17 protein-coding genes and 2 tRNA genes are annotated in these 25,318 nt (G+C 44.9%); 8 read left to right on the plus strand and 11 right to left on the minus strand.

Features of this window, described 5'->3' with window-relative positions:
- The first annotated feature begins 99 nt into the window (after positions 1-99).
- The 4 genes from WKT12_RS06060 to WKT12_RS06075 all read left to right on the plus strand — a co-directional run bounded on the left by WKT12_RS06060 (position 100) and on the right by WKT12_RS06075 (position 8,424).
- Complete coding sequence (locus WKT12_RS06060) at positions 100-3,108, plus strand: SusC/RagA family TonB-linked outer membrane protein (RefSeq protein WP_340319133.1); 3,009 nt, start codon at positions 100-102, stop codon at positions 3,106-3,108.
- A gap of 35 nt (positions 3,109-3,143) precedes the next feature.
- Entirely contained in the window at positions 3,144-4,625 is a 1,482-nt protein-coding gene (locus WKT12_RS06065) for a RagB/SusD family nutrient uptake outer membrane protein (protein WP_340319134.1), read from the plus strand.
- A gap of 447 nt (positions 4,626-5,072) precedes the next feature.
- Positions 5,073-7,646, plus strand: coding sequence for a xylan 1,4-beta-xylosidase (gene xyl3A / locus WKT12_RS06070; RefSeq protein ID WP_340319189.1), 2,574 nt, complete (start codon positions 5,073-5,075; stop codon positions 7,644-7,646).
- 295 nt (positions 7,647-7,941) lie between these two features.
- Positions 7,942-8,424, plus strand: a complete 483-nt coding sequence (locus WKT12_RS06075; RefSeq protein WP_021970520.1) for a GNAT family N-acetyltransferase — start codon at positions 7,942-7,944, stop codon at positions 8,422-8,424.
- Positions 8,425-8,435: 11 nt separating this feature from the next.
- Here the strand turns inward: WKT12_RS06075 and WKT12_RS06080 are convergent, their stop codons facing one another.
- The 7 genes from WKT12_RS06080 to WKT12_RS06110 form a co-directional block, all read right to left on the minus strand.
- Positions 8,436-10,367 carry a biosynthetic peptidoglycan transglycosylase gene (locus WKT12_RS06080; protein WP_340319135.1) on the minus strand — a complete coding sequence of 644 codons (1,932 nt, stop codon included), beginning with the start codon at positions 10,365-10,367 and terminating at the stop codon, positions 8,436-8,438.
- A gap of 39 nt (positions 10,368-10,406) precedes the next feature.
- Complete coding sequence (locus tag WKT12_RS06085) at positions 10,407-11,354, minus strand: hypothetical protein (RefSeq protein WP_340319136.1); 948 nt, start codon at positions 11,352-11,354, stop codon at positions 10,407-10,409.
- A 110-nt stretch (positions 11,355-11,464) separates the two neighbouring features.
- The gene (locus tag WKT12_RS06090; RefSeq protein ID WP_021970523.1) at positions 11,465-12,790 is read right to left on the minus strand and encodes an ABC transporter substrate-binding protein; all 1,326 of its coding nucleotides are present in this window, start codon (positions 12,788-12,790) and stop codon (positions 11,465-11,467) included.
- 37 nt (positions 12,791-12,827) lie between these two features.
- Positions 12,828-13,619: an ABC transporter permease gene (locus tag WKT12_RS06095; protein WP_021970524.1), complete on the minus strand. Its 792-nt coding sequence runs from the start codon at positions 13,617-13,619 to the stop codon at positions 12,828-12,830.
- Positions 13,613-14,413: an ABC transporter permease gene (locus WKT12_RS06100; protein ID WP_021970525.1), complete on the minus strand. Its 801-nt coding sequence runs from the start codon at positions 14,411-14,413 to the stop codon at positions 13,613-13,615. Before WKT12_RS06100 ends, WKT12_RS06095 begins: the two co-directional genes overlap by 7 nt.
- Before the next feature lie 10 nt (positions 14,414-14,423).
- Positions 14,424-15,818: a polyamine ABC transporter ATP-binding protein gene (potA, locus tag WKT12_RS06105; protein WP_340319137.1), complete on the minus strand. Its 1,395-nt coding sequence runs from the start codon at positions 15,816-15,818 to the stop codon at positions 14,424-14,426.
- A 363-nt stretch (positions 15,819-16,181) separates the two neighbouring features.
- Positions 16,182-17,231, minus strand: a complete 1,050-nt coding sequence (locus WKT12_RS06110) for a DUF2027 domain-containing protein (RefSeq protein WP_340319138.1) — start codon at positions 17,229-17,231, stop codon at positions 16,182-16,184.
- 353 nt (positions 17,232-17,584) lie between these two features.
- On the opposite strand from WKT12_RS06110, the gene queA reads away from it, so the two are divergent.
- The gene (queA, locus tag WKT12_RS06115) at positions 17,585-18,802 is read left to right on the plus strand and encodes a tRNA preQ1(34) S-adenosylmethionine ribosyltransferase-isomerase QueA (RefSeq protein WP_340319139.1); all 1,218 of its coding nucleotides are present in this window, start codon (positions 17,585-17,587) and stop codon (positions 18,800-18,802) included.
- 527 nt (positions 18,803-19,329) lie between these two features.
- Here queA and WKT12_RS06120 read toward each other — a convergent pair.
- Both WKT12_RS06120 and WKT12_RS06125 read right to left on the minus strand, forming a co-directional pair.
- A tRNA-Gln gene (locus WKT12_RS06120) sits at positions 19,330-19,400 on the minus strand.
- A 50-nt stretch (positions 19,401-19,450) separates the two neighbouring features.
- Positions 19,451-19,521: transfer RNA gene (locus WKT12_RS06125), tRNA-Gln, on the minus strand.
- Between the two features lie 209 nt (positions 19,522-19,730).
- On the opposite strand from WKT12_RS06125, the gene rsfS reads away from it, so the two are divergent.
- The 3 genes from rsfS to WKT12_RS06140 all read left to right on the plus strand — a co-directional run bounded on the left by rsfS (position 19,731) and on the right by WKT12_RS06140 (position 23,102).
- Positions 19,731-20,090 (plus strand): ribosome silencing factor, encoded by a 360-nt coding sequence (rsfS, locus tag WKT12_RS06130; protein WP_340319140.1) that lies wholly within the window; start codon positions 19,731-19,733, stop codon positions 20,088-20,090.
- Positions 20,091-20,108: 18 nt separating this feature from the next.
- The gene (gene ftsH / locus WKT12_RS06135; protein ID WP_340319141.1) at positions 20,109-22,148 is read left to right on the plus strand and encodes an ATP-dependent zinc metalloprotease FtsH; all 2,040 of its coding nucleotides are present in this window, start codon (positions 20,109-20,111) and stop codon (positions 22,146-22,148) included.
- Between the two features lie 108 nt (positions 22,149-22,256).
- A complete protein-coding gene (locus WKT12_RS06140) occupies positions 22,257-23,102 on the plus strand; it encodes a phosphatidate cytidylyltransferase (protein WP_340319142.1) in 846 nt (281 codons plus the stop codon).
- A gap of 299 nt (positions 23,103-23,401) precedes the next feature.
- Here WKT12_RS06140 and lpxB read toward each other — a convergent pair whose 3' ends face one another.
- Together lpxB and surE are read right to left on the minus strand one after the other, a co-directional pair.
- On the minus strand, positions 23,402-24,544 hold the full coding sequence (gene lpxB / locus WKT12_RS06145) for a lipid-A-disaccharide synthase (RefSeq protein WP_340319143.1): 1,143 nt from the start codon (positions 24,542-24,544) through the stop codon (positions 23,402-23,404).
- Positions 24,541-25,314, minus strand: coding sequence for a 5'/3'-nucleotidase SurE (gene surE / locus WKT12_RS06150; RefSeq protein ID WP_340319144.1), 774 nt, complete (start codon positions 25,312-25,314; stop codon positions 24,541-24,543). Before surE ends, lpxB begins: the two co-directional genes overlap by 4 nt.
- Positions 25,315-25,318: the final 4 nt, after the last annotated feature.

Here is a 25,318-nt window from a genome sequence, read left to right on the forward strand (position 1 = left end):
TATAAAGAACTTTTTTTATATTTTTTCATAAAAACAGCAAACAATTCTTACCTGTTTGCTGTTCTTAGTTTTTAGACTTAACCTAAAACGAGAGATCTTATGAAAAAAAAATTGCTTTTAATCTGCACTTGTTTCTTTGCCTGCATCAGCATAGCGATGGCACAAGTATCAAAGATGACAGGAGTGGTCATCTCTGAAGAAGACAATCTCCCTATCGTGGGAGCTTCCGTTCTTATCAAAGGAACCAACACAGGAACAGTTACCGACATCGATGGTAAATTTACGCTTAGCAACATTCCGGAAAATGCCAAGAAGGTAATTATATCATTTATCGGTATGCAAAGCCGCGAACTTGACATCAAGCCAGAACTAAACGTTACGCTTCAACCGGATACCAAGGTGCTGGATGAAGTTGTGGTGACAGGTTACGGAGTGACCAAGAAAAGCACATTCACAGGAGCCGCCAACGTGGCAAGTCCTACTACCCTCGAATCGCATACGGACGCCAACTTCATGAAAGCGCTGGAAGGAAGTATGCCGGGTGTACAGATGAACAACTCAACAAGCATGCCGGGTGCTCAGGCTAATGTCTACATCCGAGGTGAAAGTTCCGTGAACTCGGGTACACAGCCTCTTTATATCATCGACGGCATGCCGATGAATTCGGATACGGATGCCGCATCGGTTAGCAACAACCGTGCATTCAACCCGCTGGCTAATATCAATACAGCCGATATAGAAACAATTACAGTCTTGAAAGATGCCAACGCTACGGCTATTTACGGTTCACGTGCAGCCAACGGAGTCATCGTCATCACGACCAAAAAGGGACAGGAAGGTGCCATGCATATTGACCTGGATATCAAACAGGGATTCACAACCATTGCTCCAAACAACTTCTCTTTCTGCAACGCACAGCAGACCGCCGATTTGTTCGCTCAAGGACTGGTAAACAGCAACCCGGAGAAATATACCTACGAATCAGCAATGGCAAAAATCAAATCAGACTACAACTGGGACGGAATTCAGAGTTACGACTGGATCGATGCCATCACACGTACCGGATATTATCAGGACTACAACCTCAGTTTCAGCGGTGGAAACGGCAAGACACGCTACTACGCCAGTGTAGGTTACCTGAATCAGGAAGGCGTAGCCATCAACAGCGGTATGAAACGATACTCTGCCCGCCTCAATCTGGAAACGTCATACAAATGGTTCAGCTTCGGATTCAATACCTCATTCGCGCTGGCCGACATGGATGCCTTCTCACAATCAACCGGAGGTTCCTTCTCGAATCCGTTTGTTAGTGCGACCATGAAGGCGACACCTCTCGATCCGTTCTACAACGAAGACGGCAGTTATAACACCAGTATCTCGTATAACCCGCTTGCCGTATACGACAAGGATGAAGGAGATATCTATAATACAAAAACTACAACGATCAATCTGAATCCTTATTTCGCCATCGATTTCGGAAAGGGATTCATTCTGAAAACATCATTAGGTATCAACTCATATGGCACACGCCAGTACGATTTCTGGAGCTGGTACAATAATCAGGGAGCAAACGACAACGGACGTGGCATGCAATATAATTCGAATACCACCACCATCACATGGACCAATACATTGAACTGGATGCATACTTTCAATGAAAAGCATAATCTGAACATTATGCTCGGACAGGAAGCACAGTGGAAGAATTACTGGAATGAATCGTATGCAGGTATCAACTTTCCGCTGAGAGGATATCGGGAACTGAATATGGCCGGTTCTTCTTATGGCAATCCGTCGTATGTTACCCGTCAGGCACGTCTGGCTTCTTTCTTTCTGAATGCCAGCTACGATTATCTGGGCAAATATTACGGACAGGTAAGCTTCCGTCGTGACGGTTCGTCGGTATTCGGCAGTAATAACCGCTGGGGTAACTTCTGGTCGGTAGGCGGCAAATGGCGTATCTCTGAAGAAGAATTTCTGAAAGACAATGACCTCTTGACCAACCTGGCACTGCGTGCAAGCTACGGAACGGTAGGTAATCAGGATATTGACTGGTATGCGGCACGTGGTTTCTACAGCGCCGGATACAACTATGACAGCACGCCGGGTATCGTTCCCGTATCGTTGAATCTTCCCGATCTGGGATGGGAAACCAGCAAGAAGCTGAATATCGGAATCGACCTTACACTTGCCAGAAGATGGAACCTGACTGTAGATTTCTACAACGAGGCTACTTCCAACATGCTGTTTGAGCTGCCTATCTCTCAGGTTACCGGCTTGAGCAAAGTATATCAGAACATCGGATCGATGAGAAACCGAGGTGTGGAAATAGGTCTGAACGGTACCATCCTGCAAACCAAGGGATGGACATGGACAGCATACGCCAACGTTACACTCAACCAAAACCGTGTTACGAAACTTTCTGGAGGAAAACCGATTGAAGGTACCTATACAATCCAACAGGAAGGCTATCCTTTAAGACAATTCTATATGGTAGAATATGCAGGTGTAGACCCGAATACGGGAAATCCGTTATGGTATAAAAATGCTTCAGGCGACGAAACCACAACCAACTGGAACGAATGTGAGAAAAGATACCTCGGTTCGGCCGACCCTAAAGCCTATGGAGGTTTCGGCACACGCGTACAATGGAAGAACTTCGACTTCTCGGCCGACTTCAATTACCGACTGGGAGGTAAAGTTTATGCTGTTTCGAACCGCTTCTTCAACGCCGCAGGAAGTCAGGGGAATGTCACTCCTACAACTTATCTGTATGAGAATGCATGGACCGAAAACAACCGTTACACCGATGTTCCCAAGTATGTATACGGAAATACCACAGGAGAAAATAATCATTCTTCACGGTTCTTGTATAGCGGAAACTTCTTGCGCGTAAAGAATCTGCAACTGGGATATACACTGCCTAAAGGACTTTTGAAAAAAGCGCTGATAGACAACATGCGTATCTATGTATCTGTTGACAACATCTATACATTCAAGGCAAAGGATTTCGTAGGTTACGATCCTGAAACATATACAAGCGGATTGATTTCATTCCAGTATCCATCTACAAGAACATTCCTTGCCGGAATTACTCTCGGATTTTAAATAAATATGTTTAACGAATCAAACAAGAACGAAATATGAAGAAGTTTATCACTCGCCTGCTTATCTGTTCAGCCCTGGCCGGGAGCTTTGCTTCCTGCAACAATTTCTTCGATACAGAGTACAACGAAGGAATAGATGTCGACAACGGACTGACAAGTGTGGACAACCTGAAATATGCACTGAACGGAACTTATTATCAATTGTTCGCGTTCTATTTTGCCGGGAACTATTCGCTTACCATCGGCGATATGGCCGGTGACATGGCTTACCTGAACGGCTCTGCCAATCATTGGACTACCATTAACCACTATAGTATAACTCCCGACGACTCTTATCTGAGTGGTATATGGGAATATGGTTATAAGGTGGTAGACAATGCTTCACGTATCATTAAAGCGGGGAAAGAACTGGAAGCAACCGTTGCCGATGCCGATAAAGCCGCATTGAAACAATATATGGCGGAAGCCTACGGACTGAGAGGATATGCCATGCTGTCTATGACCAATGTCTTCGGCAAGCAGATAAAGGTAAATGGAACAACAGACAATAGTGAGGCCATCGGTGTGGTGATTGTCGACGAACCGGTAAAAGCTTTCGAACAGGTCAGCCGTTCTACCGTAGGACAATGCTACCAGGCTATACTGGACGACTTTAACAATGCACTGACTTGTTACACAGAAAGTAAAACAGAAGGAAGAGGTACCAACCAGTATCTGTCTGTAGCAGCCATCGAAGGCCTGCTGGCACGTACCTATTTATATATGGAAGACTTCAGCAATGCCGAAAAATATGCATCGAATGCACTCCAGCATTCAGGTAAAAAGGTAGAAGCCTACACCATAGACGATTATAAAAAACTATATACAGGCGGCGACAGCAATTCGGAATGTATCTTCCGTCTGGCCATCGATGTAAACAACAGCTGGTCTGCCAACGCCAGTGGAAATGTATGGACTACCTACGGAGGTCTGCCAAGCCAGCGCATGCGTAACCTGATAGCAGACACTGACTGTAGAGGTTCACTTTATCTTCCTACCATCAAGAAAGGCTCGTATACCCAACTACAATACGGTGGTAAATTCTGGTTCGGAGGAGGAAACACGGCATATGCAACCAACTATATCGTCAATGCTCCCGAAATGGAACTGATTATTGCTGAATCGAAATTGCGTGCCGCACAGCCCGACCTGAACGGTGCCAAGGAAGCGCTGCTGACCGTTGCCAAGAGAAACTCGAAAATAACCAACATCAACGATTTAGGTGATACGAAAGACAAGGTATTTGCATTCCTGAAAGACGAACGTGCCCGCGAATTGTTCCAGGAAGGTTTTCGCTTCTACGACTTACGCCGCTGGGGTGAAAAGGCTGATGTATATGCAAACGTCGAAGATCAGGTTTCGTACAAATATACCAACTTCGATATTGCACAGTTCTGCTATCCTGTACCAAGCGATGAAATCAATGCCGGATTTGGTATCACACAAACGCCAGACTGGAACAAATATCTGCCGAAATAAAGTCTTTTACTTGAAAAAATAGAACAAGTATCCCTACCCTATAGACCTAACATAGTTCATAGCGTAAAATTAGTATTTAAACCGCTTTGACAAAAACCTGACGCCCAGTACCGGGAAATGCAAGGAATTGTCGAAGCGGTTTTCCTTTTTTATAGAAAACACAGAAATAACTATCACTCGATTTCATCATATCCAGTACACATATTCCTTTATTTTATATGAAGGTACATCCATCTCACATGCCACAACGGCTTACCAATGCCGACAAATTCTCAAAAACAGTTTCAATCAGTTCTCAAACCTGATTCCAACAATTCTTCCCCCAATTGATACCTTTTTTCGAGGATACCTCACCTTCCTTATAAAAAAATTCTTTTTATCTTTGCCCCAAGAGGGTTAGTAACACATTAATACTATAAAAACATGAACAAAAAACTTAACACACTCATGGGGTTGGGTATGTTCTTATTCGCAACTCCACTCATGGGACAGCAGTTCCCTTATCAAAACACCAATCTTACTCCTGAAGAAAGAGCATCCGACTTACTTGGACGACTGACTTTGGAAGAAAAAGCCGCACTCATGCAAAACGCCTCACCTGCCATACCACGACTGGGCATCAAGGCATACGACTGGTGGAATGAGGCACTCCACGGAGTAGGACGGGCAGGCATCGCTACCGTATTTCCGCAGACAATCGGAATGGCAGCTTCGTTCGATGACAATCTGATATATAAAGTCTTTACGGCTGTATCTGACGAAGCCAGAGCTAAATACACAAAATTCAGCCAATCGGGCAATCTGCAACGCTATCAGGGACTGACATTCTGGACTCCCAATATCAATATATTCCGCGATCCCCGCTGGGGACGAGGTCAGGAAACCTACGGAGAAGATCCCTACCTCACCAGCCGGATGGGAGTTGCTGTAGTCCGTGGACTGCAGGGACCAGCAAACATGAAATACGACAAGCTACACGCATGTGCCAAACATTACGCTGTTCATTCTGGACCCGAATGGAACCGACACAGTTTTAATGCTGAAAACATTGCTCCGCGTGACTTATGGGAAACTTATCTGCCTGCATTCAAAGCATTGGTAGAAGAAGCAAATGTCAAGGAAGTAATGTGTGCCTACAACCGCTTTGAAGGTGAACCTTGCTGCGGAAGCAACCGGTTGTTGATGCAGATATTGCGCGATGAATGGAAATATAAAGGAATCGTAGTATCCGACTGTGGTGCAATCAGTGACTTCTGGCACAAGGGTGCCCATGAAACTCACCCCGACAAGCAGACAGCCAGCGCAGGAGCCGTACTAAGTGGCACCGATCTGGAATGTGGAAACAACTATGAATCACTTCCCCAAGCAGTCAAAGACGGACTGATAAATGAAGAACAAATCAATGTTTCTGTCAAACGTCTGTTAACAGCCCGCTTCGAATTAGGTGAAATGGACGAACATGTATGCTGGGACTCTATCCCCTACTCGGTAGTAGACAGCAAGGAGCACAAAGACCTGGCACTGGAAATTGCACGCAAGAGTATCGTTCTGCTACAAAACCACAACCATATCCTGCCATTAAAAAAAGGTATAAAAATAGCCTTAATCGGACCAAATGCAAACGATTCCATCATGCAATGGGGTAACTATAACGGATTCCCTTCGCATACTACAACCTTGTACGAAGCATTAAAACAACGTATTCCGGCTGATCAACTGATTTACGACTTGGGATGTGACCGCACCAACGACAGCAGTCTGGAAAGTGTTTTCGGACAATGCAGCATCGATGGTAAGCCCGGATTCAAATCGACTTACTGGAATAACATCAAAATGGAGGGTAAACCCGCAGCCATTACATATACAAATACCCCGTTCCATTTCACTACACTAGGAGCAACCGTCTTTGCAGCCGGTGTAAATATTCAGGATTTTTCGGCACGCTATGAGTCAGCTTTTACTGCACAGCAGACAGAAGATATTGATTTTCATTTCGAAACAGAAGGAGCTATCCGCCTCTGTATAGACGGAAAGGAAGTAGCCAAAGGAGTCTTTCTGAAAAACAACATGAAACTATATACCTTGAAAGCTGAGAAAGGAAAGACATACAACATTCAGATAGACTTTACTTTTTTCAGTAATGACCGAGCAGCTCAATTGAATTTTGACATGGGACGCCCTGCTCCTGTTAATCTGCAAGCTTCCATCGACAAGGTAAAGCCTGCCGATGTAATCGTGTTTGCAGGAGGTATCTCGCCTTCACTGGAAGGAGAAGAAATGCCTGTCAGTGCGGAAGGCTTCAAAGGTGGCGACCGTACCACCATCGAACTGCCGGCCATACAGCGCCGTCTGGTCAGCGAACTGAAAAAACTGGGTAAGCCCATTATCTTCGTCAACTATTCCGGTTCGGCTGTCGGTCTGGAACCCGAAAGCAAAATCTGTGATGCCATTCTTCAGGCATGGTATCCCGGTCAGGCAGGCGGCACGGCGATAGCCGATGTACTGCTGGGTGAATACAACCCTTCGGGCAAGCTGCCTGTCACTTTCTACAAGCATACCGACCAACTTCCCGACTTTCAGGATTACTCGATGAAAGGACGTACCTACCGCTATATGACCGAAACGCCGCTATATTGCTTCGGACATGGATTAAGCTATACGAAGTTTGAATATGGAACAGCTTCTTTAAGCAATAATACCATGAGCAAGGGGAAAGAAATAACCCTTACCGTTCCCGTCCGTAATACCGGAGAAACAAATGGAGAAGAGGTTGTACAAGTATATCTGAGTCGCCCGGACGACAAAGAAGCGCCTTCACATACACTTCGTGCCTTCAAGCGCGTATACATTCCCAAGGGAGAAACCGCCAATGTTAACTTCACGCTTAACGACGAAACCTTCCAATGGTTTGATACCAATACCAACACCATGCGTTTGGTCAAAGGCAATTATGAACTGCTCTACGGTGGAACTTCGGACGTAAATGCTTTACAAAAAATAAGTATCAGCATTTCCGAATAAAGATACCATATCGACAATTTAAGTACGACACAGAAAGACATATCCGGACAGAGTTATCATCTTGACAAGTAAGAGATGAACGGCTGATAACTTTATCCGGATATGTATTTTATTTTATCCCGAAGTCTTTCCAAAAACGTCCTGACATTTTCTGATTTTTTGTACAAAAAAAAATTTTTTTCGTACAAAAAATCAGGCAACTTTCTGCTTGTTTCTTCAAGAAAGCCCTCAAAACTCCGCAAGTTCTCACATGAATTGTGTATATTTGTGTTCAGACAATCAAAATACACTCACTATGATAAGACCGGTCACTCTACACGATGCTTCCGATGTTGCAGCTATCTACAATGAATACATCGCACACAGTACAAGTACTTTCGATGTAAATCTCCTTACCAAAGAAGATATGCGACAGCGTATATCCGATATTTCAATGCGATACCCCTACTTTGTATACGAAGAAAACGGGAAAGTAGAAGGATATTGCTATGCACATGCGTGGAAAGAAAAGGAGGCCTACAGCCGCACACTGGAAACCACCGTATACCTTTCACCAGCATTTACCGGAAAAGGTATCGGCAGACAACTCATGCAACGGCTCACCGACGAGTGCAGACGCCGTGGTGTCCATGCCCTGATAGCCTGTATTACCAGCGAAAATACTGCCAGTTGCAACTTCCATGCGTCTTTAGGATTCAGACAAGTTTCTTCCTTCAAGGAAGTAGGCATGAAGTTCGGACGATGGCTCGATGTAGCCGATTACGAACTGATTCTGTAAGACGAGATACATTACCAGATACTGTCGGGGTACAAAATCATATCCTTTGCCTTCCCCTTTACGGTTATTTCCGGACGTACGGCAGCAGCCTCCTCTTCGGTAAGCAATCCTTTTGCACATAATCGTCTGGCAATCAAATGAAAATATCCTTCCTGATTCTCACGCAGGGTAGCATCGGCATTGAACACCGAACGGAAATGTTTAGGCTTGGGTACTATGGAAGCCAGAAAAATAGCTTCTTCCACCGTCAGGTCGGAAGGCTCTTTCTCGAAATAAAAATGAGAAGCTTCGCAGGCTCCGTAAACCAAAGGTCCCCACTCTACGAGGTTCAGGTAGACTTCATACATGCGCTCTTTCGAAGTAAGATGCTGATTTTCTATCAGCCAGACGATGAGTGCCTCCTCCAGCTTGCGGGCAATGTTCTTATGACGGTTCAGAAAGACATTCTTTACCAGTTGCATGGTAATGGTACTTCCCCCGCGAGCAAAGCGGCCTACCTTCAGATCGTAAGACAACGCTTCCTGAATGGCGCCTGGAAGAAAGCCCTGATGATAATAGAATCCGCCGTCTTCCGATTGCATAATTGCCATCTGAAGCAGAGGAGAAATGCGGTCGAGTGGACGGAAATTGGGATTCGACGGACCGATGAAAAACGTTCTTACGGGCCGGTCGTTCTCGTATGCGGTATATTCAAACTCACCGTTCATCTTGGTAAGCTCGCTTCCTCCCAGACTTTCGATACGGAATCCATGTCCGCGCAGGTCGGAAGAAAATTTCAGACTATCCAGATGATTGAAATTCACGTCGAGCAACAAATCATAACTCAGCTTACCCGATGTGCGAATGCCCTGCACATGGCGGAACAAACCTTTCGGCAACGAAGCAAACAAGTCCTCTGCCGGAAAGGCCGGACGATGGATGCGTGCCGTATAATGCCACTTGCGGTCTTTCTCAGCCCGCAGGTAAGGATGAAAATTCAGGCGGTTGAATATCACGGTAGACGCACTGTCCAGTTCGAAATAGTCATTGCCTACATGGCAGGTATACTCCAGTTTTCCCTTGTCCAGATCGATGGTATCGGGAGAAAGTGCCGCATGATAGACCTCCAGTCCATCGACAGAGGCCATTCCCTCCAGCGTCAGCGGAGCAGAGCCCGAAGAAAGTTCCGACAACTTAAAAGCAATGGAATCGAATGCTACCGTTGCATTGTAATGAGGGCGTATATATGGAAGCATCACTTTTTCATCTTCATTGGCAGAAGCTATGCTGCCTTCTATCAGACGCATGCTGCGTGCCAGTGTACCTCTGACCTTCCATTCTCCTTGCATCACACCTTCTTCTACCTGAATGGCGGAGGCAAACTGACTATTCGTAAGAATAAGTTCAGGAATATGAAAGCAGGTCTGCAAAGAATCACGGCGTGCCGTCACATTCAAGTCCTGTAATTCACCGTTTTCGGGCAGCATCCGAAATATCAGATGAAGTGTCTGCTTTACCCTTGCATCGTATCCTCCCAGTGTGGTTGTTTCCACTTCCGGCTGATCTTCCTGTCCTGCCTTTCGGCGAAATAGAAAATCATAATTCGAAACAACTCCCTGCTTGACAAAAGAAAGTGCCATGCCTTCCACATCAACCTGACGCACTGAAATTTTTCCTCCCAATAAAGAAAGCAGACTAAGGTCAACTTCCACCTTATTAAGGCTCAGCAAGGTATCCCGATTTTCAGGGACAATAGTCAGCCCCTTCATGCAGATTGTAGAAAGAGAAGGCATAGTCAGTTCACGATAGGCAATCTGTAATCCGTAATTTTGCTCCACCGTTTCCAGCTTTTTCCCGGCAACATGCCGCAACAGGACTCCCCTACACAAAAAGAGTCCTGTTCCTGCCACAAGCACAACCAATACGATTCCTGCGGCAATCAGTTTAAGAACTCGACTTTTCATAATATCTTTATTGATATTTGCCGCAAAAATAAGCTTTACTTACATGTTGTGCAAGAAAGATTTTTCTTTTGTTTGTTTAACCGGCTTTCTATTCTCTTTTCCACTTGGACGCACCGGTTTCCGACTCCCCTTAGACTCTGTGTTTGAGGGGCGTGTTACCCGATTCGGGACCTTGCCCGAAGGTTTTGAAACACCCGGATGCGACGGACGAGCATTCCCCGTATAAGCAGGCCGTTTGTGGTCAACTTTCGACGGGCGTTTCTCGGGTTTGGGAGCGGGGTTGGGAGTAGGCCGCACGCTTGATCCGGGACGGTAAGGCGGACGTGCTTCGGGACGATGTGCCGGAGCTCCCGGTTTCGAAGGACGAACCGGAGTGAAATGGTAGCCCGGATTCTTGGCCGGTCGAGGAGCTATAAAGTCGTGTTTCCTGAATTCCGGACGACTGTGGAAATTTCCCCTATAGACGGGGTGGTGATAACGACCGGTAAAGTGAGTCCGGTAAAAGCCTGTATTCCGATAGAACCGGCGACTATGCGCACCGCAATAGGTAAGATAGTGTACGGGACGCCCGAAATAAAAGAAACTTCTGTTGGGATATACCTTGTACACACGCAGGTAACACACATTATTCATGGCATAAATCGGACGGAAGAAATATTCTATCGCAAGAAAACGTGTATAGGCCGAACTGGAAAGTACCCAGCGCAAGTCGTCATTTCTTTCATCCAAATACCGGTAGTACGCATCAAGCGCAGCGGCATCAGCACAGGCCATGCCGGTCAGATAAGGATCTACCCCACTCAGAAAATCAAAGTTAATTTCAAACAAATCGTTATACTGGCTCTGATTCAAGTTCAGTTCGAAAGCCATCCGGTCAGTCAAAAAACGAGCGTTAACGCGAATATCGCCCAAAGAGGAAGCATGTGCCGGCAACAAACATGTACAAAGCATCACGCAAAACAGTAATATAAACTTTCTGGTTTTCATATTCTAATATTTTTCTGATTTCCTGATACAAAAATAGGAGGATAAAAATCCTCCTGCAACGGAAACTTTCTATTTGCCAATAGGGAGTTTCCTATTTCTTTTAGGGATAATCACCTGCGGCGACGCTTGCGATGCTGTTTCCGACGGCGCTTGTATGCCAGCACCCGCCGGCGTATCTGCCAGATACTCAGCCCGGCTACCACTACGAAAATCAGAATAACAATGCCACTGTTCAGGTTATCACCTTTGATGCGTGACCATATCTCGAGTACATTTACCGTCTTGTCGCCAAAATCGCGTATCATGGAGCAGCGGTTTACGATGGAAATATCGGGATATTGTGTATTACGCAATTTTACATTACGCCCTTCCGGTCCGAAAAAATAGCTGGCATCCACCGTTTCGGTCAGTGTTGTATCGATGCAAGCCTCCATAATTTCGGGAGCCGCCACTGCACTGACATACCCATTTTCTTCCATATTTCGTAAAGCAATATCGGGACGGCACAAGAAATTGATGAAATAACTTGCAGCCTTTACATTCTTGGCATACTTGGGAATCACCCATCCGTCGTACCAGATATTACTACCTTCTTCCGGAATAGAATAAGCAAGATTTACACCTACCAGCTCAGCTTCTTCGATAGCCCACTGTGCGTCACCGCTCCATGTCATGTTTATCCACGCCTTCCCCTTGGTCATCATCTCCTTTCCGAAGTCGGCTTCCCAGCCCGCTACATTCGGTTTCAACAGTTTCAGGTATTTTTCTACCGTATCCATGGCGGCAGGAGAATAATCGTTCATCAGTTCTGGAACAGAAACCGTACCTTCGGCAAGCTGTTTGCGATGTGCATACAGCATAGCTGTACCATAAGCATCACGATAAGCGTCCTTCATCAGAATACGTCCTGCAAAGCGTTTATCCCACAGACAACCCCATGTTTCCATATCCTGAGCAGTAACATACTGCGTATTGTACAGCAATCCGGCAGTTCCCCACATATAACATACTGCATACCGGCTTGCAGGATTCTCCGTTGTACCCAGTTTATCTATCTGACGGCGGATATAGGGAGAAATTCCTTTCATGTAGTTAGGAGAATGTGCGAATACCGTATCGATAGGCAGCAGCAATCCCTTATGCAACATACGTTCAATGATGTATTCCGAAGGACACACCACATCGAAATCCTCATGTCCTTTTTCAATCTTGGTAAGCATGATTTCATTGATATCGAAGGTCTGATACACGATACGTATATCTTCTCCGGTCTGCTCCTTGTAATATTTCTGGAAATCCTCCAGCACACCTTCCCCAATATAGTCGGCCCAGTTATACACTTTCAGTATATTCTGACGCGACTCGTCAGCATTATAGCAGCCTGCCATGGCAAGACAAGTCCACAGGCACACAATAACTTGATATAATCTTTTCATTCTACGTTTCGACACATGGCTTTATTCCTGCAAAGCCTTATTTCTTCTGAGCCTTTCCAGCTCTACGGTTAATAATAATCAACAATATCAATATAACGACAAACGTCAGTGCAGACAGCGGACGAAGCTCCGGAGTAAGTCCCCCTTTACGTGCATCGGCATAGATATAAGTAGAAAGTGTTTCCAGTCCCTGATTACCGATAGTAAATACGGTTACGGCAAAATCGTCGAACGAGATAGTCAGTGCCAGCAGAAAACCGCTGATCATACCCGGACGTATCTCGGGAATAATCACTTTCCAGAGCGCCTGCATCGGTGTAGCCCCCAAGTCGAGTGCCGCTTCATACAGGTTTGGGTTCATTTGTTTCAAGCGAGGAAGTACACTCAGCACCACGTATGGCGTACAGAACGTAATATGAGCCAGCACAACGGTAGTAAATCCCTGTGTAATGCCCAGCGAAACAAAAAGCAGGAACAAGGAAATACCGGTTATGATATCACCGTTCAGGATAGGAATCGTATTGATGAATCCCATGGCCTTCCGGCTACGGGTTCGCAAATTGAATATACCAATGGCCGCAATGCTTCCCAACAACGTGGAAACAGTAGCGGCAATCAAAGCTATGGCAATGGTATTGATACACGCATTCATCAGCGAATGATGTGCACCGGTATTCATCAACGACTCATAAAGCTTGAATGAAAAGCCAGTCCAGTTGCCCAGCACTTTCGCCTCGGTAAACGAATAAACGACAATAATCAGGATAGGTGCGTAAAGCAATATCAGCAATACCCACAGATATATCTGCTCGATGATTCTTCTTACCATACGCCTCCTCCTCTCTCCGACTCGTCCTTATTCTCGGGAGTGAACAAGGATGTTGCAGCAATCAGGAACAACATAATGAGTGAAAGCGCCGCTCCGTAGTTCCACAAGCTGTTGTTTATATTCTCTTGTATGGTTGTTCCAAAGAGCTTGATATTGTTCATAGTCAACAGTTCGGCAATGGCAAAGGTCGAAATGGTAGGCATGAATACCATCATGATACCGCTCACTACTCCCGGCATGGACAATGGAAAAATAACTTTCCAGAATACTTGGAAAGAATTGGCTCCCAAATCCTGTGCCGCCTCGATGTAACTTCTGTCCATTTTCTGCAACGTATTGTAAATAGGATAAATCATAAAGGGAATAAAATTGTATATCATGCCGAAAATGAGAGCTCCTTCGCCCAGCGGCAGCCGGCAAAAGTCGAACAAGGCGACCGTAGCGAGCGTACGCACCAGGATGTTTACCCACATCGGAAGGATGAACAGCATGATCAGCGTGCGTGAATAACTCAGATTCTTGCAGTTGTTCAGAATCCATGCCACCGGATATCCCAGCAAGATACATCCCAACGTGGTGAGAATAGCAATGCCAATAGAATAAACAAAGGTATTGACCGATTCGGAATGAGCAAAAAACTTACTGAAATTGGCCAATGTAAGATGTCCCATATCATCGGTAAACGCATATACTACAATCAGCAACAGCGGAATAATTACGAATATGACCGAAAAAATGAGATAAGGCAAAACCCAACTCTTACGTGAAGAGAAAAAATGTTGCAATTTCTTCATTATCCTTATATTAACAAATTACACGAATAGCCTCAGCAGGGATGGTGATACCCACGCGGTCGCCGTCATCCCAAACATCGTTGGTATCGACAAAAACATTTTCGTCCCAGTCGGACAAAACCGTGAGATGGTAATGGTTTCCCTTGTAAAGAATGAACTTCACCTCGCCGGTAAGCATTCCGTCTTCTTCATTGTCCTGCAAAATCACCTTGTCGAAATCGACTTCCACCTTCACGTGCTTCCAGTCGCGTGACGAGTTGCTCATATCCACCCGCGGACATTCGAACTCACAACCGAGGAATTCCACATGTGTTTCGTCCACCATCGATGCCTCAAACGTATTGCATACACGTTCTTTATGCATGATATGTATATCCATCGGCTTGATGAGCAGACCGACTTCCGAGCCTGCTTCGAAGGCATGATAGTCTTGTACCAGAAATTCATAATCGCCTACAGCCACTGCCATCTCGTAATGTACGCCCTTGAAGATGCACGACTGCACCACACCGCGAAGCTGTGCCGCATCGGATACTGGGAAAATATACAAGTCCTCCGGACGGATTACCACGTCGACAGGAGCATTTTCGCCAAATCCCTTATCCACACATTCAAACTCGCGCCCGCAGAAACGTACCAGACAGTCGCGCACCATCGTACCGTTCAAGATATTGCTTTCACCGATAAAATCAGCAACAAACGAATTGATGGGCTCATTGTAGATATCGGTCGGCGTACCGATTTGCTGAATCTTTCCTTCGCTCATGACCACAATGGTATCACTCAGCGTCAAAGCCTCCTCCTGATCGTGAGTAACATAAACAAAGGTAATCCCCAGACGGCGGTGCATTTCCTTCAACTCCATCTGCATGTCCTTACGCATTTTCAGGTCGAGTGCAGCAAGAGGTTCGTCGAGCAACAACACTTCCGGCTCGTTCACAATGGCACGGGCGATGGCTACACGCTGCTGCTGTCCGCCCGACAACGAGTTTACGTCACGGTATTCATAGTCGGTCATGCCCACCATCTTCAGTGCCGCCTTCACCTTTTTCTCCATTTCAGCCTTCGGCATTTTTTTCAGCTTCAGTCCGAAAGCAATGTTATCATATACATTCAGGTGAGGAAACAGCGCATATTTCTGAAACACCGTATTCACCGGGCGACGATGAGGAGGTGTCTGCGTGATTTCTGTTCCGTCGATGTACAACTCCCCTTCCGAGGCAGTCTGAAACCCCGCAATGAGTCGCAGCAAAGTGGTTTTTCCACATCCCGAAGGACCAAGAATTGTCACGAACTCACCTTTGCGGATAGATAAGTTAATATGGTCGAGTGCCGTCTTTTCACCAAAGAATTTCGACACGTTTCTTACTTCAATAATAGGTTTATTGTCTTGTTGCATATGCATGTTCTGATTTCAGCCCGCAAAGGTACACATTATTATTAACTTATCTCGTTAAAAAGGTATAGTTTTATTTGTGCAAAACAGACATCAAACACAACTTGATAAGGAAAAGATAATATAACCTCCAAAACCGAATTATGTAACAGTTATGCTTTCCTTGTGAATCGCTCAGAAAATCATGCGGGCCTTTCTCTAAAAATGTCTCGACGTTTTTTTATTTTTTGTACAAAAACAAAAAAGATTTGTACAAAAAATAAACAAGTTCCGGTGGAGCAAAAAAAATCCCTCACTTCTTTTCCTGCCAATCCTCAGCATTCTTGCTGGAAAATGTAACAGAAAAGGAAGTGAGGAATTGAATCTATTACCTCATCGGATGGTCACCATAGTAGCTCCGAAACCATATTCACGGAACGAAGCATCCTGACTGGGATAATTCTTGTACTTGCGCTTGAGTTCATCCAGAATGGCACGACGCAATACACCGTCGCCCTTGCCATGAATAAAGACTATTTTCTGTCCCTTCTTGTCTTTGTATTCTTCCAGTGTCTTGCGGAATACGTCAAGCTGATAATTCAGCATCTCGGCATTTCCCATGCCTGTTGTATCGTCCAGCAACTCGTGGATGTGCAAGTCGATTTCTACAATATCATTTTTTACTTTATGCTGTTTTTTCTGCAATTTGGCAGGAGCATCGGACACACTTTTCTGCAACAAGGCTTCCTTGATATCGTTGGCCGAAACATACACTTGCTTTACTTCTTCATCATCGCGCACGATATCATATACCAAAGCAGGTTCTGCAAAGAAATCGGTCTGCTGGAAAGTATGCAGTTTATAGAATTTTACGGTATCAATGCGCACTTCCGTATTGACGGCATTCTTCAACAGAAACGTACGGTCGTCCTTGTAAGCCAGCAATTGTACCGCCACATGTTCCATGCTGTTCAACGCACCTTTATCGAATTCTTCCAAGTGCATTTTCATGTTTGGCTTGATAGTGCCGCGACTGCGCAATGTCCAGCTTTTTCCTTCGGCCGACAAGTACAGATAATCGACGAAATAATTGCTGTCGTTTATCAGATAAGCGTCGAAAGCTGTCGAAGAGATTGCCTTTACATCCTGAGGCACATAAGCCAGATATACGTTCAGCACATCGTTTCCACGTATTTCTGGAGCACGGTAAGTAATCGGTTTTTCTTCTTCCACTTCCTCTTCCGGCTGCGGAACTTCAGGCTTTTTGGTCGATTTAAGAGGAATATTATAATCATCTGTCTGAATGACGACACACTCTTTTATCAGCATCGGAATCTCAAAGCCATCGTCACCCTCTACCAATGCCACGTCTTTTCCTTGAAATCCTCTCACGATACCGCCTCCCACTTCGCTGAGAAAACGGACTTTATCTCCTATTTTCATCGTTTTGTCCTCCTTATTTTATATTACATAAAAAACTCTTTATAAAAGAGTTTCCGTTCCTATCTATCAGGTAATACCTTACGTATATTTATCTTGTTTATTACAAAAGATATGTAGTGCAAATATAATGGTTTTATTCGGAAAACAAAAAACGCAATATTCCTGTCGGTCGCAACAATACGATTGCTTTCCATGGCAGTTTTTTTCAGTCGGTTGAACCGTTTTTTTATAAAATCATTTCTTTCTACTCTTCAGGCAAAATGTAGCGAGCTGTAAATTTTCGACAGGCATTACTCTGATACCCGAAGAAATTCTGTAATTTTGCACCCACGTAAATCATACTACTCAACACTATGACAGAAACTAAGCATATAAAAATCAGCGATTATAACTATCCGTTGCCCGATGAGCGTATCGCCAAATTCCCACTTCCCGTACGCGACCAGTCGAAGCTGTTAGTATATCAGCATGGCAAAATCAGTGAAACAATATTTACTTCCCTGCCCGATTATCTGGAACCGGGCATGCTGATGATATTCAATAATACCAAAGTTATTCAGGCACGACTGCATTTCCGTAAGGAAACGGGTGCATTGATCGAAATTTTCTGTCTGGAACCTATCCAGCCCAATGATTACGCACTGAACTTTCAGCAAACCAGTCACTCGGCATGGCTGTGCATGATCGGTAACCTGAAGAAATGGAAAGAGGGGGCTTTGCATAAGGAAATGACGGTAAAAGGAAAAACCATCACGCTGACCGCCCAGCGTGGCGCATGTCATGGTACAAGCCACTGGGTAGACTTTACATGGGATAATCCGGAAGTTACTTTCGCCGACATCCTTGAAGTATTCGGAGAATTGCCTATACCTCCTTACCTTAACCGCGAAACTCAGGAAAGTGATAAGGAAACATATCAGACAGTTTATTCAAAAATAAAAGGATCGGTGGCCGCTCCTACTGCCGGATTACATTTTACGGAACGGGTGCTGTCTGCACTGAAAGCCAAAGGTGTCGACTTGGAGGAAGTTACCCTTCACGTTGGAGCCGGAACATTTAAACCGGTCAAGAGTGAAGAGATAGAAGGACACGAAATGCACACCGAGTATATCTCAGTCAACAAGACAACCATCGAGAAACTGATTGCACACCATGGAGAAGCTGTAGCAGTAGGAACCACTTCTGTACGTACGCTGGAAAGTCTATATTATATAGGTGTAACTATCAGCCAGAATCCGGATGCAAGTCAGGAAGACCTGCACGTAAAGCAGTGGCAACCTTATGAATCAAATCCCACTCTTAGCACGACAGAGGCTTTGCAATGTATCTTAGACTACATGAACCGTCATGGTCTTGACGCACTTCATACCAGCACGCAGATTATCATTGCTCCGGGATATGAGTATAAAATTGTCAAACGTATGGTCACAAACTTCCATCAGCCACAAAGTACATTGTTATTACTTGTTTCAGCTTTCGTTAAGGGTGACTGGCGCAACATTTACGACTATGCTTTATCTCACGATTTTCGTTTTCTGAGCTATGGAGACTCTTCATTACTCATCCCCTAAAACAGATTCATTGACCTAAATCAAGAAAAAGAAGTCATTGCGCATTTTTTCAATAAAATGTATGGGTGGGCAAACAAAAACCCGTAATTTTGTGTTGTAAAACATAAAAAGAAGGATAACTAAGCTAAAACAACTCTCAGAAAAGAGAGCGACTGATAAGATTAGAAAAGTATTTATAACACAAAAACAACGAAAGGATAACATTATGAAACAAGTGAAAAACTTATTCAAAGCCATCAAAAAGAACTTGAATACAAGTGCAATGGCAATGTACGGTCAGTATACAAGATAATACTTTCCGTACCTGTTTTTAGACAAATTCAACACATCATCCATAATTAAGGGACGAAGGATTTTCGAATGAATTCTTTCGTCCCTTTCCTTTTCTCTCATTTTACAACAAGAAAAAGCAGAAACAACATCTTGACCTTAAAGAATAAGAATTTCATTCCAATAAAATTGCGGATACACACATAGATAAAAATAAAAAAGCGTTTCAGAATAAATCTGAAACGCTTTCTATTCTGTTGGGCTACTCGGATTCGAACCAAGAAAAACAGGACCAGAATCTGTTGTGTTACCATTACACCATAGCCCAAACTTATATTTACGATGTCTTCTCCGTGAAGACTTTCGTTTGTTCTGATGTTGGGCTACTCGGACTCGAACCAAGAAAAACAGGACCAGAATCTGTTGTGTTACCATTACACCATAGCCCAAAATCAATTGTTTCGTCAATCATTTCGTTTTTGACGCTGCAAAGGTACTACTTTTTCCTAATACCGCAATAGTTTGAAGCATTTTTTTCAAAAAAAAACAAAAGAAAAAGAGAATTAAGCTTCATTCCTTCGTGATATACAGAAAAGCAAGTATATTTGCTACATTATTAAATATGTAAATACTAAAATAAAAACAGAGAATAATAATAATGGACGAAACAAAGAACTTAGTAAAGAAAATTACAGAAGGCATTCAAGAAAAAAAAGGAAAGAACATCGTTATAGCTGACTTAACCAATATAGAAGATACAATCTGCAAATACTTCGTTATCTGTCAGGGAAACTCACCAAGCCAGGTCCTGGCAATCGTAGATTCAGTAAAAGAATACGTTCGGAAAGAAACCGGCAACAAAGTATATGGAATAGACGGCGTACGTAATGCCCAATGGGTAGCCATGGATTATGGAGATGTACTGGTGCATATATTTTTACCGGAAGTAAGAGATTTCTATAACTTGGAACATTTGTGGGCTGATGCCAAGCTGACTTCTCTTCCCGATATTGACTAATTTTATTTTTAAACTTGTATGAGTGAAAATTTAAACAATAACAATAAACCCAAAATCAACGTGCCGCGCCCAAGTTTGAGCTGGCTGTACGTTATTATCGCACTTGTTTTCGGATTTTTATACTTTTCCAGCGAAGACGGAAGCGCAAGCAAAGAAATAACTTACACCGAATTCAAGGATATGGTAAGCAAAGGTTATGCCAATAAAATCATTGCTTACGATGACAATACTGTAGATATGTTTATCAAGCCTGAACACATTGTCGATGTGTTTGGAAAAGATGCCAACAAAGTAGGCAGAAGTCCTTCGGTCAACGTACAGATAGGATCGATGGAGTCACTTGATAAATTTCTTGACGAAGAACAGAACAACGGACATTTCACAGGTTCCATCAGTTACGAAAAGCATACGAATTATTTCAGTATGATATTCTGGAACATTGCTCCTTTCCTGTTATTAATAGCAATATGGATGTTCATCATGCGCCGTATGAGCGGTGGTGGAGGTCCGGGCGGTGCCGGAAATGTTTTCAACGTAGGAAAAAGCAAGGCTCAATTGTTTGAGAAAGGAGCCAACCGCATTACGTTTAAGGACGTAGCCGGTCAGGCTGCTGCCAAACAAGAAGTGGAAGAGATTGTAGAATTTCTGAAACAGCCTCAAAAATACACCGAACTGGGAGGTAAAATTCCTAAAGGTGCATTGCTGGTAGGCCCTCCGGGAACCGGTAAGACCTTGCTTGCCAAAGCGGTTGCCGGCGAAGCGGATGTACCGTTCTTCTCCATTTCAGGTTCCGACTTCGTAGAAATGTTTGTCGGAGTGGGAGCTTCACGTGTACGCGACCTCTTCCGTCAGGCAAAGGAAAAGGCTCCTTGTATCATCTTTATCGATGAAATTGACGCGGTGGGTCGTGCCCGTGGAAAGAACCCCAGCATGGGAGGTAACGACGAGCGCGAAAACACATTGAACCAGTTGCTTACAGAAATGGATGGATTCGGTTCGAATAGTGGAGTTATTATACTGGCTGCTACCAACCGTGTAGATATTCTGGATAAGGCCTTGCTTCGTGCCGGACGATTTGACCGTCAGATCTACGTCGATCTGCCCGACTTGAACGAACGCAAGGAGGTTTTCGGAGTACATCTCCGCCCGTTGAAACTGGATAATACGGTAGACGTTGACCTGTTGGCACGTCAGACTCCGGGATTTAGCGGTGCTGATATTGCCAATGTATGTAATGAAGCAGCCTTGATTGCGGCACGTCATTCGAAGACATCTGTGGGAAAAGATGATTTCTTAGCAGCTATCGACCGTATCGTCGGCGGTCTGGAAAAGAAAACAAAGGTGATGACCGCAGCCGAAAAACGTGCCATTGCCCTGCACGAAGCTGGACATGCCACTATTTCATGGTTCTTGGAACACGCTAACCCGCTGATTAAAGTAACCATTGTTCCGCGAGGACGTGCACTGGGTGCAGCATGGTATCTGCCTGAAGAACGTCAGATTACGACCAAGGAGCAGATGCTGGACGAAATGTGTGCTACACTGGGAGGTCGTGCTGCCGAAGAAGTTTTCATCGGACACATCTCAACCGGTGCCATGAACGACCTGGAACGAGTAACCAAACAGGCTTACGGCATGATAGCATACGCAGGCATGAGCGACAAGTTGCCTAACCTGTGCTACTACAGCAACGATGAATATACGTTCAACAAGCCTTACAGTGAACATACTGCCGAACTGATTGATCAGGAGGTGCAGAAGATGATAAACGAACAATATGCACGTGCAAAAGCATTGTTGCTGGAGCATAAGGAAGGTCATAACCAACTGGCAGAACTTCTGATAGAGCGTGAAGTTATTTTTGCTGAGGATGTAGAGAAGATATTCGGAAAACGTCCATGGGCATCTCGCTCTGAAGAAATCATGGCTGACGAGAAAAAGGCCCTTCCAGAACCTGAAAAGAAGGCCGACGAACCGTCATCTGAATCGGAAAACAAAGAGCCGGAAGCAACAAAAGATGAGAGCTCTACTGTTTCCAATGAAGAGAAACAAGCCTGACAACCATTTTTATCATAACAGAAACTAAGCTTTTGTCATTCAGTCGACCTGCATGGCCGTCTGGGTGACAAAAGTATTTTAATAACAAACATTAAATCCCCTACTGCCGTGAAAAGCAATTTTCTTCAACGAGCCATAACAGGAATTATATTCGTAGCCGTCCTTGTAGGCTGCATTCTGGGAGGCCCTATCTCGTTCACCATTTTGTTTGCACTGATCAGTGCACTTACAATCAATGAATTTGGAACCATTGTCAACCGAATGGAGAATACACGCATGAACAAACCTATATCCATTCTGGCAGGCTTGTTCTTGTTTCTCTGCTTCGGATACATCGGAGTTGTACCGGGAGCGAATGAAATTTTCATTCCTTACCTGTTTCTGATACTTTATCTGTTCATCAGCGAATTGTATAAGAAACAGCCCAATCCACTCAACAACTGGGCATACGCCATGATGAGCCAGATATACATTGCCTTATCATTCGCTTTACTCAACGTACTGGCTTACCACAGCAGCGCAGCCGACAGCGTATCGCAATATAATCCGATATTACCTTTGTCTATTTTCATCTTCAACTGGGTAAATGATACGGGTGCTTACTGCACCGGCATGCTGTTCGGAAAGCACAGATTGTTCGAACGCATTTCTCCCAAGAAGTCGTGGGAAGGTTCTATCGGAGGTGCCGTATTCAGCATCATCGCTGCCATTATTCTGGCACACTTCTTTACTTTCCTGAGCACCGGTATCTGGATCGGACTGGGACTGACGGTTGTAGTATTCGGAACGTGGGGCGACTTGACCGAATCGCTGATGAAACGTACACTCGGCATCAAGGATTCGGGTAACATCCTGCCCGGACACGGAGGTATGCTCGACCGCTTCGACAGCACCCTCATGGCCATTCCGGCAGCTGTAGTATACTTGTATATAGTAGGACTTATCACTGCTTAAAAAAACAGAAAGTGCCCTTCCTTTCTTTCACTCATTCCGAATAGGCAATCCAGCCTGCAAACCATTGATTCAGAATGTAATGACAAGTGAAAGAAAGGAAGGGCATATTGTTTTCAAGATTTGTACAAAAAATCTGAGAATTTGTACAAATTTTCAGAAAATGTCTCGACGTTTTTTCAGAAACTCGCCCACGTTTGCACGAATATCCGCAGACGAATCATAAAAAGTCACTTCAACGTTCTGAATCATTTCAACATCCGTACGATAACACCTCTCGCAGACGAATCATAAAAGTCACCTCAACCTTTACGGCGTGCCTTCAGTAAAGCCGTAATCTGAGTCGCCGCACGTTCCGACGCACCCGGCTCTCCCAAAATACCAATCAGCCGGTCGTACTCCGAAAGCATACGCGAGCGTCCGTTTCCGCCCGATATAATCTTAGCCAACTCCTTTTTTATATTAGAAACCGTCATACCGTCGGCCACCAGCTCCGTCACCACTTCCCGATCGGCTATCAGGTTTACCAATGAAATATACTTCACTTTCAGGATATGCCTGCGAAGGAAAGAAACCAGTTTACCTGCCGATATGTAGTAGCACACCACCTGAGGCACACGAAACAAAGCTGTTTCGAGCGTAGCCGTTCCCGAAGTAACCAGTGCAGCCTCGGCCTGTTGCAACAAACGGTACGTCTGTCCGAATACGATTTTCGTACTGCTGTCGATATATCGCTTGTAAAAATCGGGCTCAATGCCGGGAGCTCCCGCCACCACGAACTGATATTGCGGGAAACTACGTGCCGCCTCAATCATGCGCGTCAGATTATCCTTGATTTCCTGCCGGCGACTTCCTGCCAGCAAAGCGATGATCGGCTTATCCTCCAGCCCGTTGGCTGTGATAAATTCACTGAAAGTTTCCTGTCCTTTCCTGCGAAAATCATCCACGGCATCCACACACGGGTTGCCCACATAATGTATCGGATACTGATGTTTCTTGAAGAAATCGACCTCGAAAGGCAGGATAGAAAACAATTCATCAACATCTCGCTTGATATTCTTGATACGATATTCCTTCCACGCCCAGATTTTCGGCGAAATATAATAGTAGACAGGTATCTGCGTGTGCCGCTTGATGTATTCGGCTATCTTCAGGTTAAACCCCGGATAATCGACCAGAATCAAGACATCCGGCTGCCACGCTTCGACATCCTTCTTGCAAAAATCCATGTTACGGAAGATGGTTCGCAAGTGAAGCAGCACAGGAATGAAACCCATATACGCCAGTTCGCGGTAATGCTTTACGCAAGTACCGCCCACCGCTTTCATCAAATCACCCCCGAAAAAGCGAAATTCCGCCTGCGGATCTTCGTGCTGCAAGGCACGCATCAGGTTCGATGCATGCAAGTCGCCCGACGCCTCTCCTACTATCAGATAATACTTCATACGTTCCAGTTCCAGTGTTTCAAATCATCCATCAGCGAATACGCCGTTACGTCAATCTGTGTGGGAGTAATTGCCACATAATCATGCTCCAAAGCCCAGTGGTCGGTATCCTCGGCATCGGGCTCGTTGTTCTTGTATTCTCCCGTAAGCCAGTAGTAACAACCGCCACGCGGATGGTCGGCCTTGACAAACTCGTTTGTCCACACCCCGTTGGTCTGCCGACAGATTCGTACACCTTTCAGTTCATTCGTATCAGGGAAATTCACATTCAGACACTTACCCTCGGGAAGTCCCTTGGCAAGCACCTCCTCTACGATGCAGCGCACATAAGGCAGCGTTGCCGAGAAATCTGCATCCGCACTATGATTGCAAAGTGAGAATCCCACCGAAGGAATCCCCTTCAAGCAGCCTTCTATCACCACACCCATCGTACCGGAGTAATGCACATTTACCGACGAATTATCTCCATGATTGATACCTCCTATCACCATATCGGGCTTACGGGGAACCAAAGCATGCAAAGCCAGCTTGACGCAATCGACAGGAGTTCCTGAACATTTATAGACAGTCAGCCCGGGTTCCTGACGCACCTTTGCACTACGGAGCGGATGTTCGGAAGTAATGGCTCCCGATGAACCCGAACGCGGCCCGTCGGGGGCAACAACAATCAGGTCAGCAACCGGGCGCAACGCCCCGATAAGTTCTCGTATTCCTTTGGCATTCACGCCATCATCGTTCGATAGTAATAAAAGAGGTCTTTCGTTTGTCATATAT

The organism is Phocaeicola sp. HCN-6420, assembly GCF_037890145.1.
Classification (GTDB): Bacteria; Bacteroidota; Bacteroidia; order Bacteroidales; family Bacteroidaceae; genus Phocaeicola.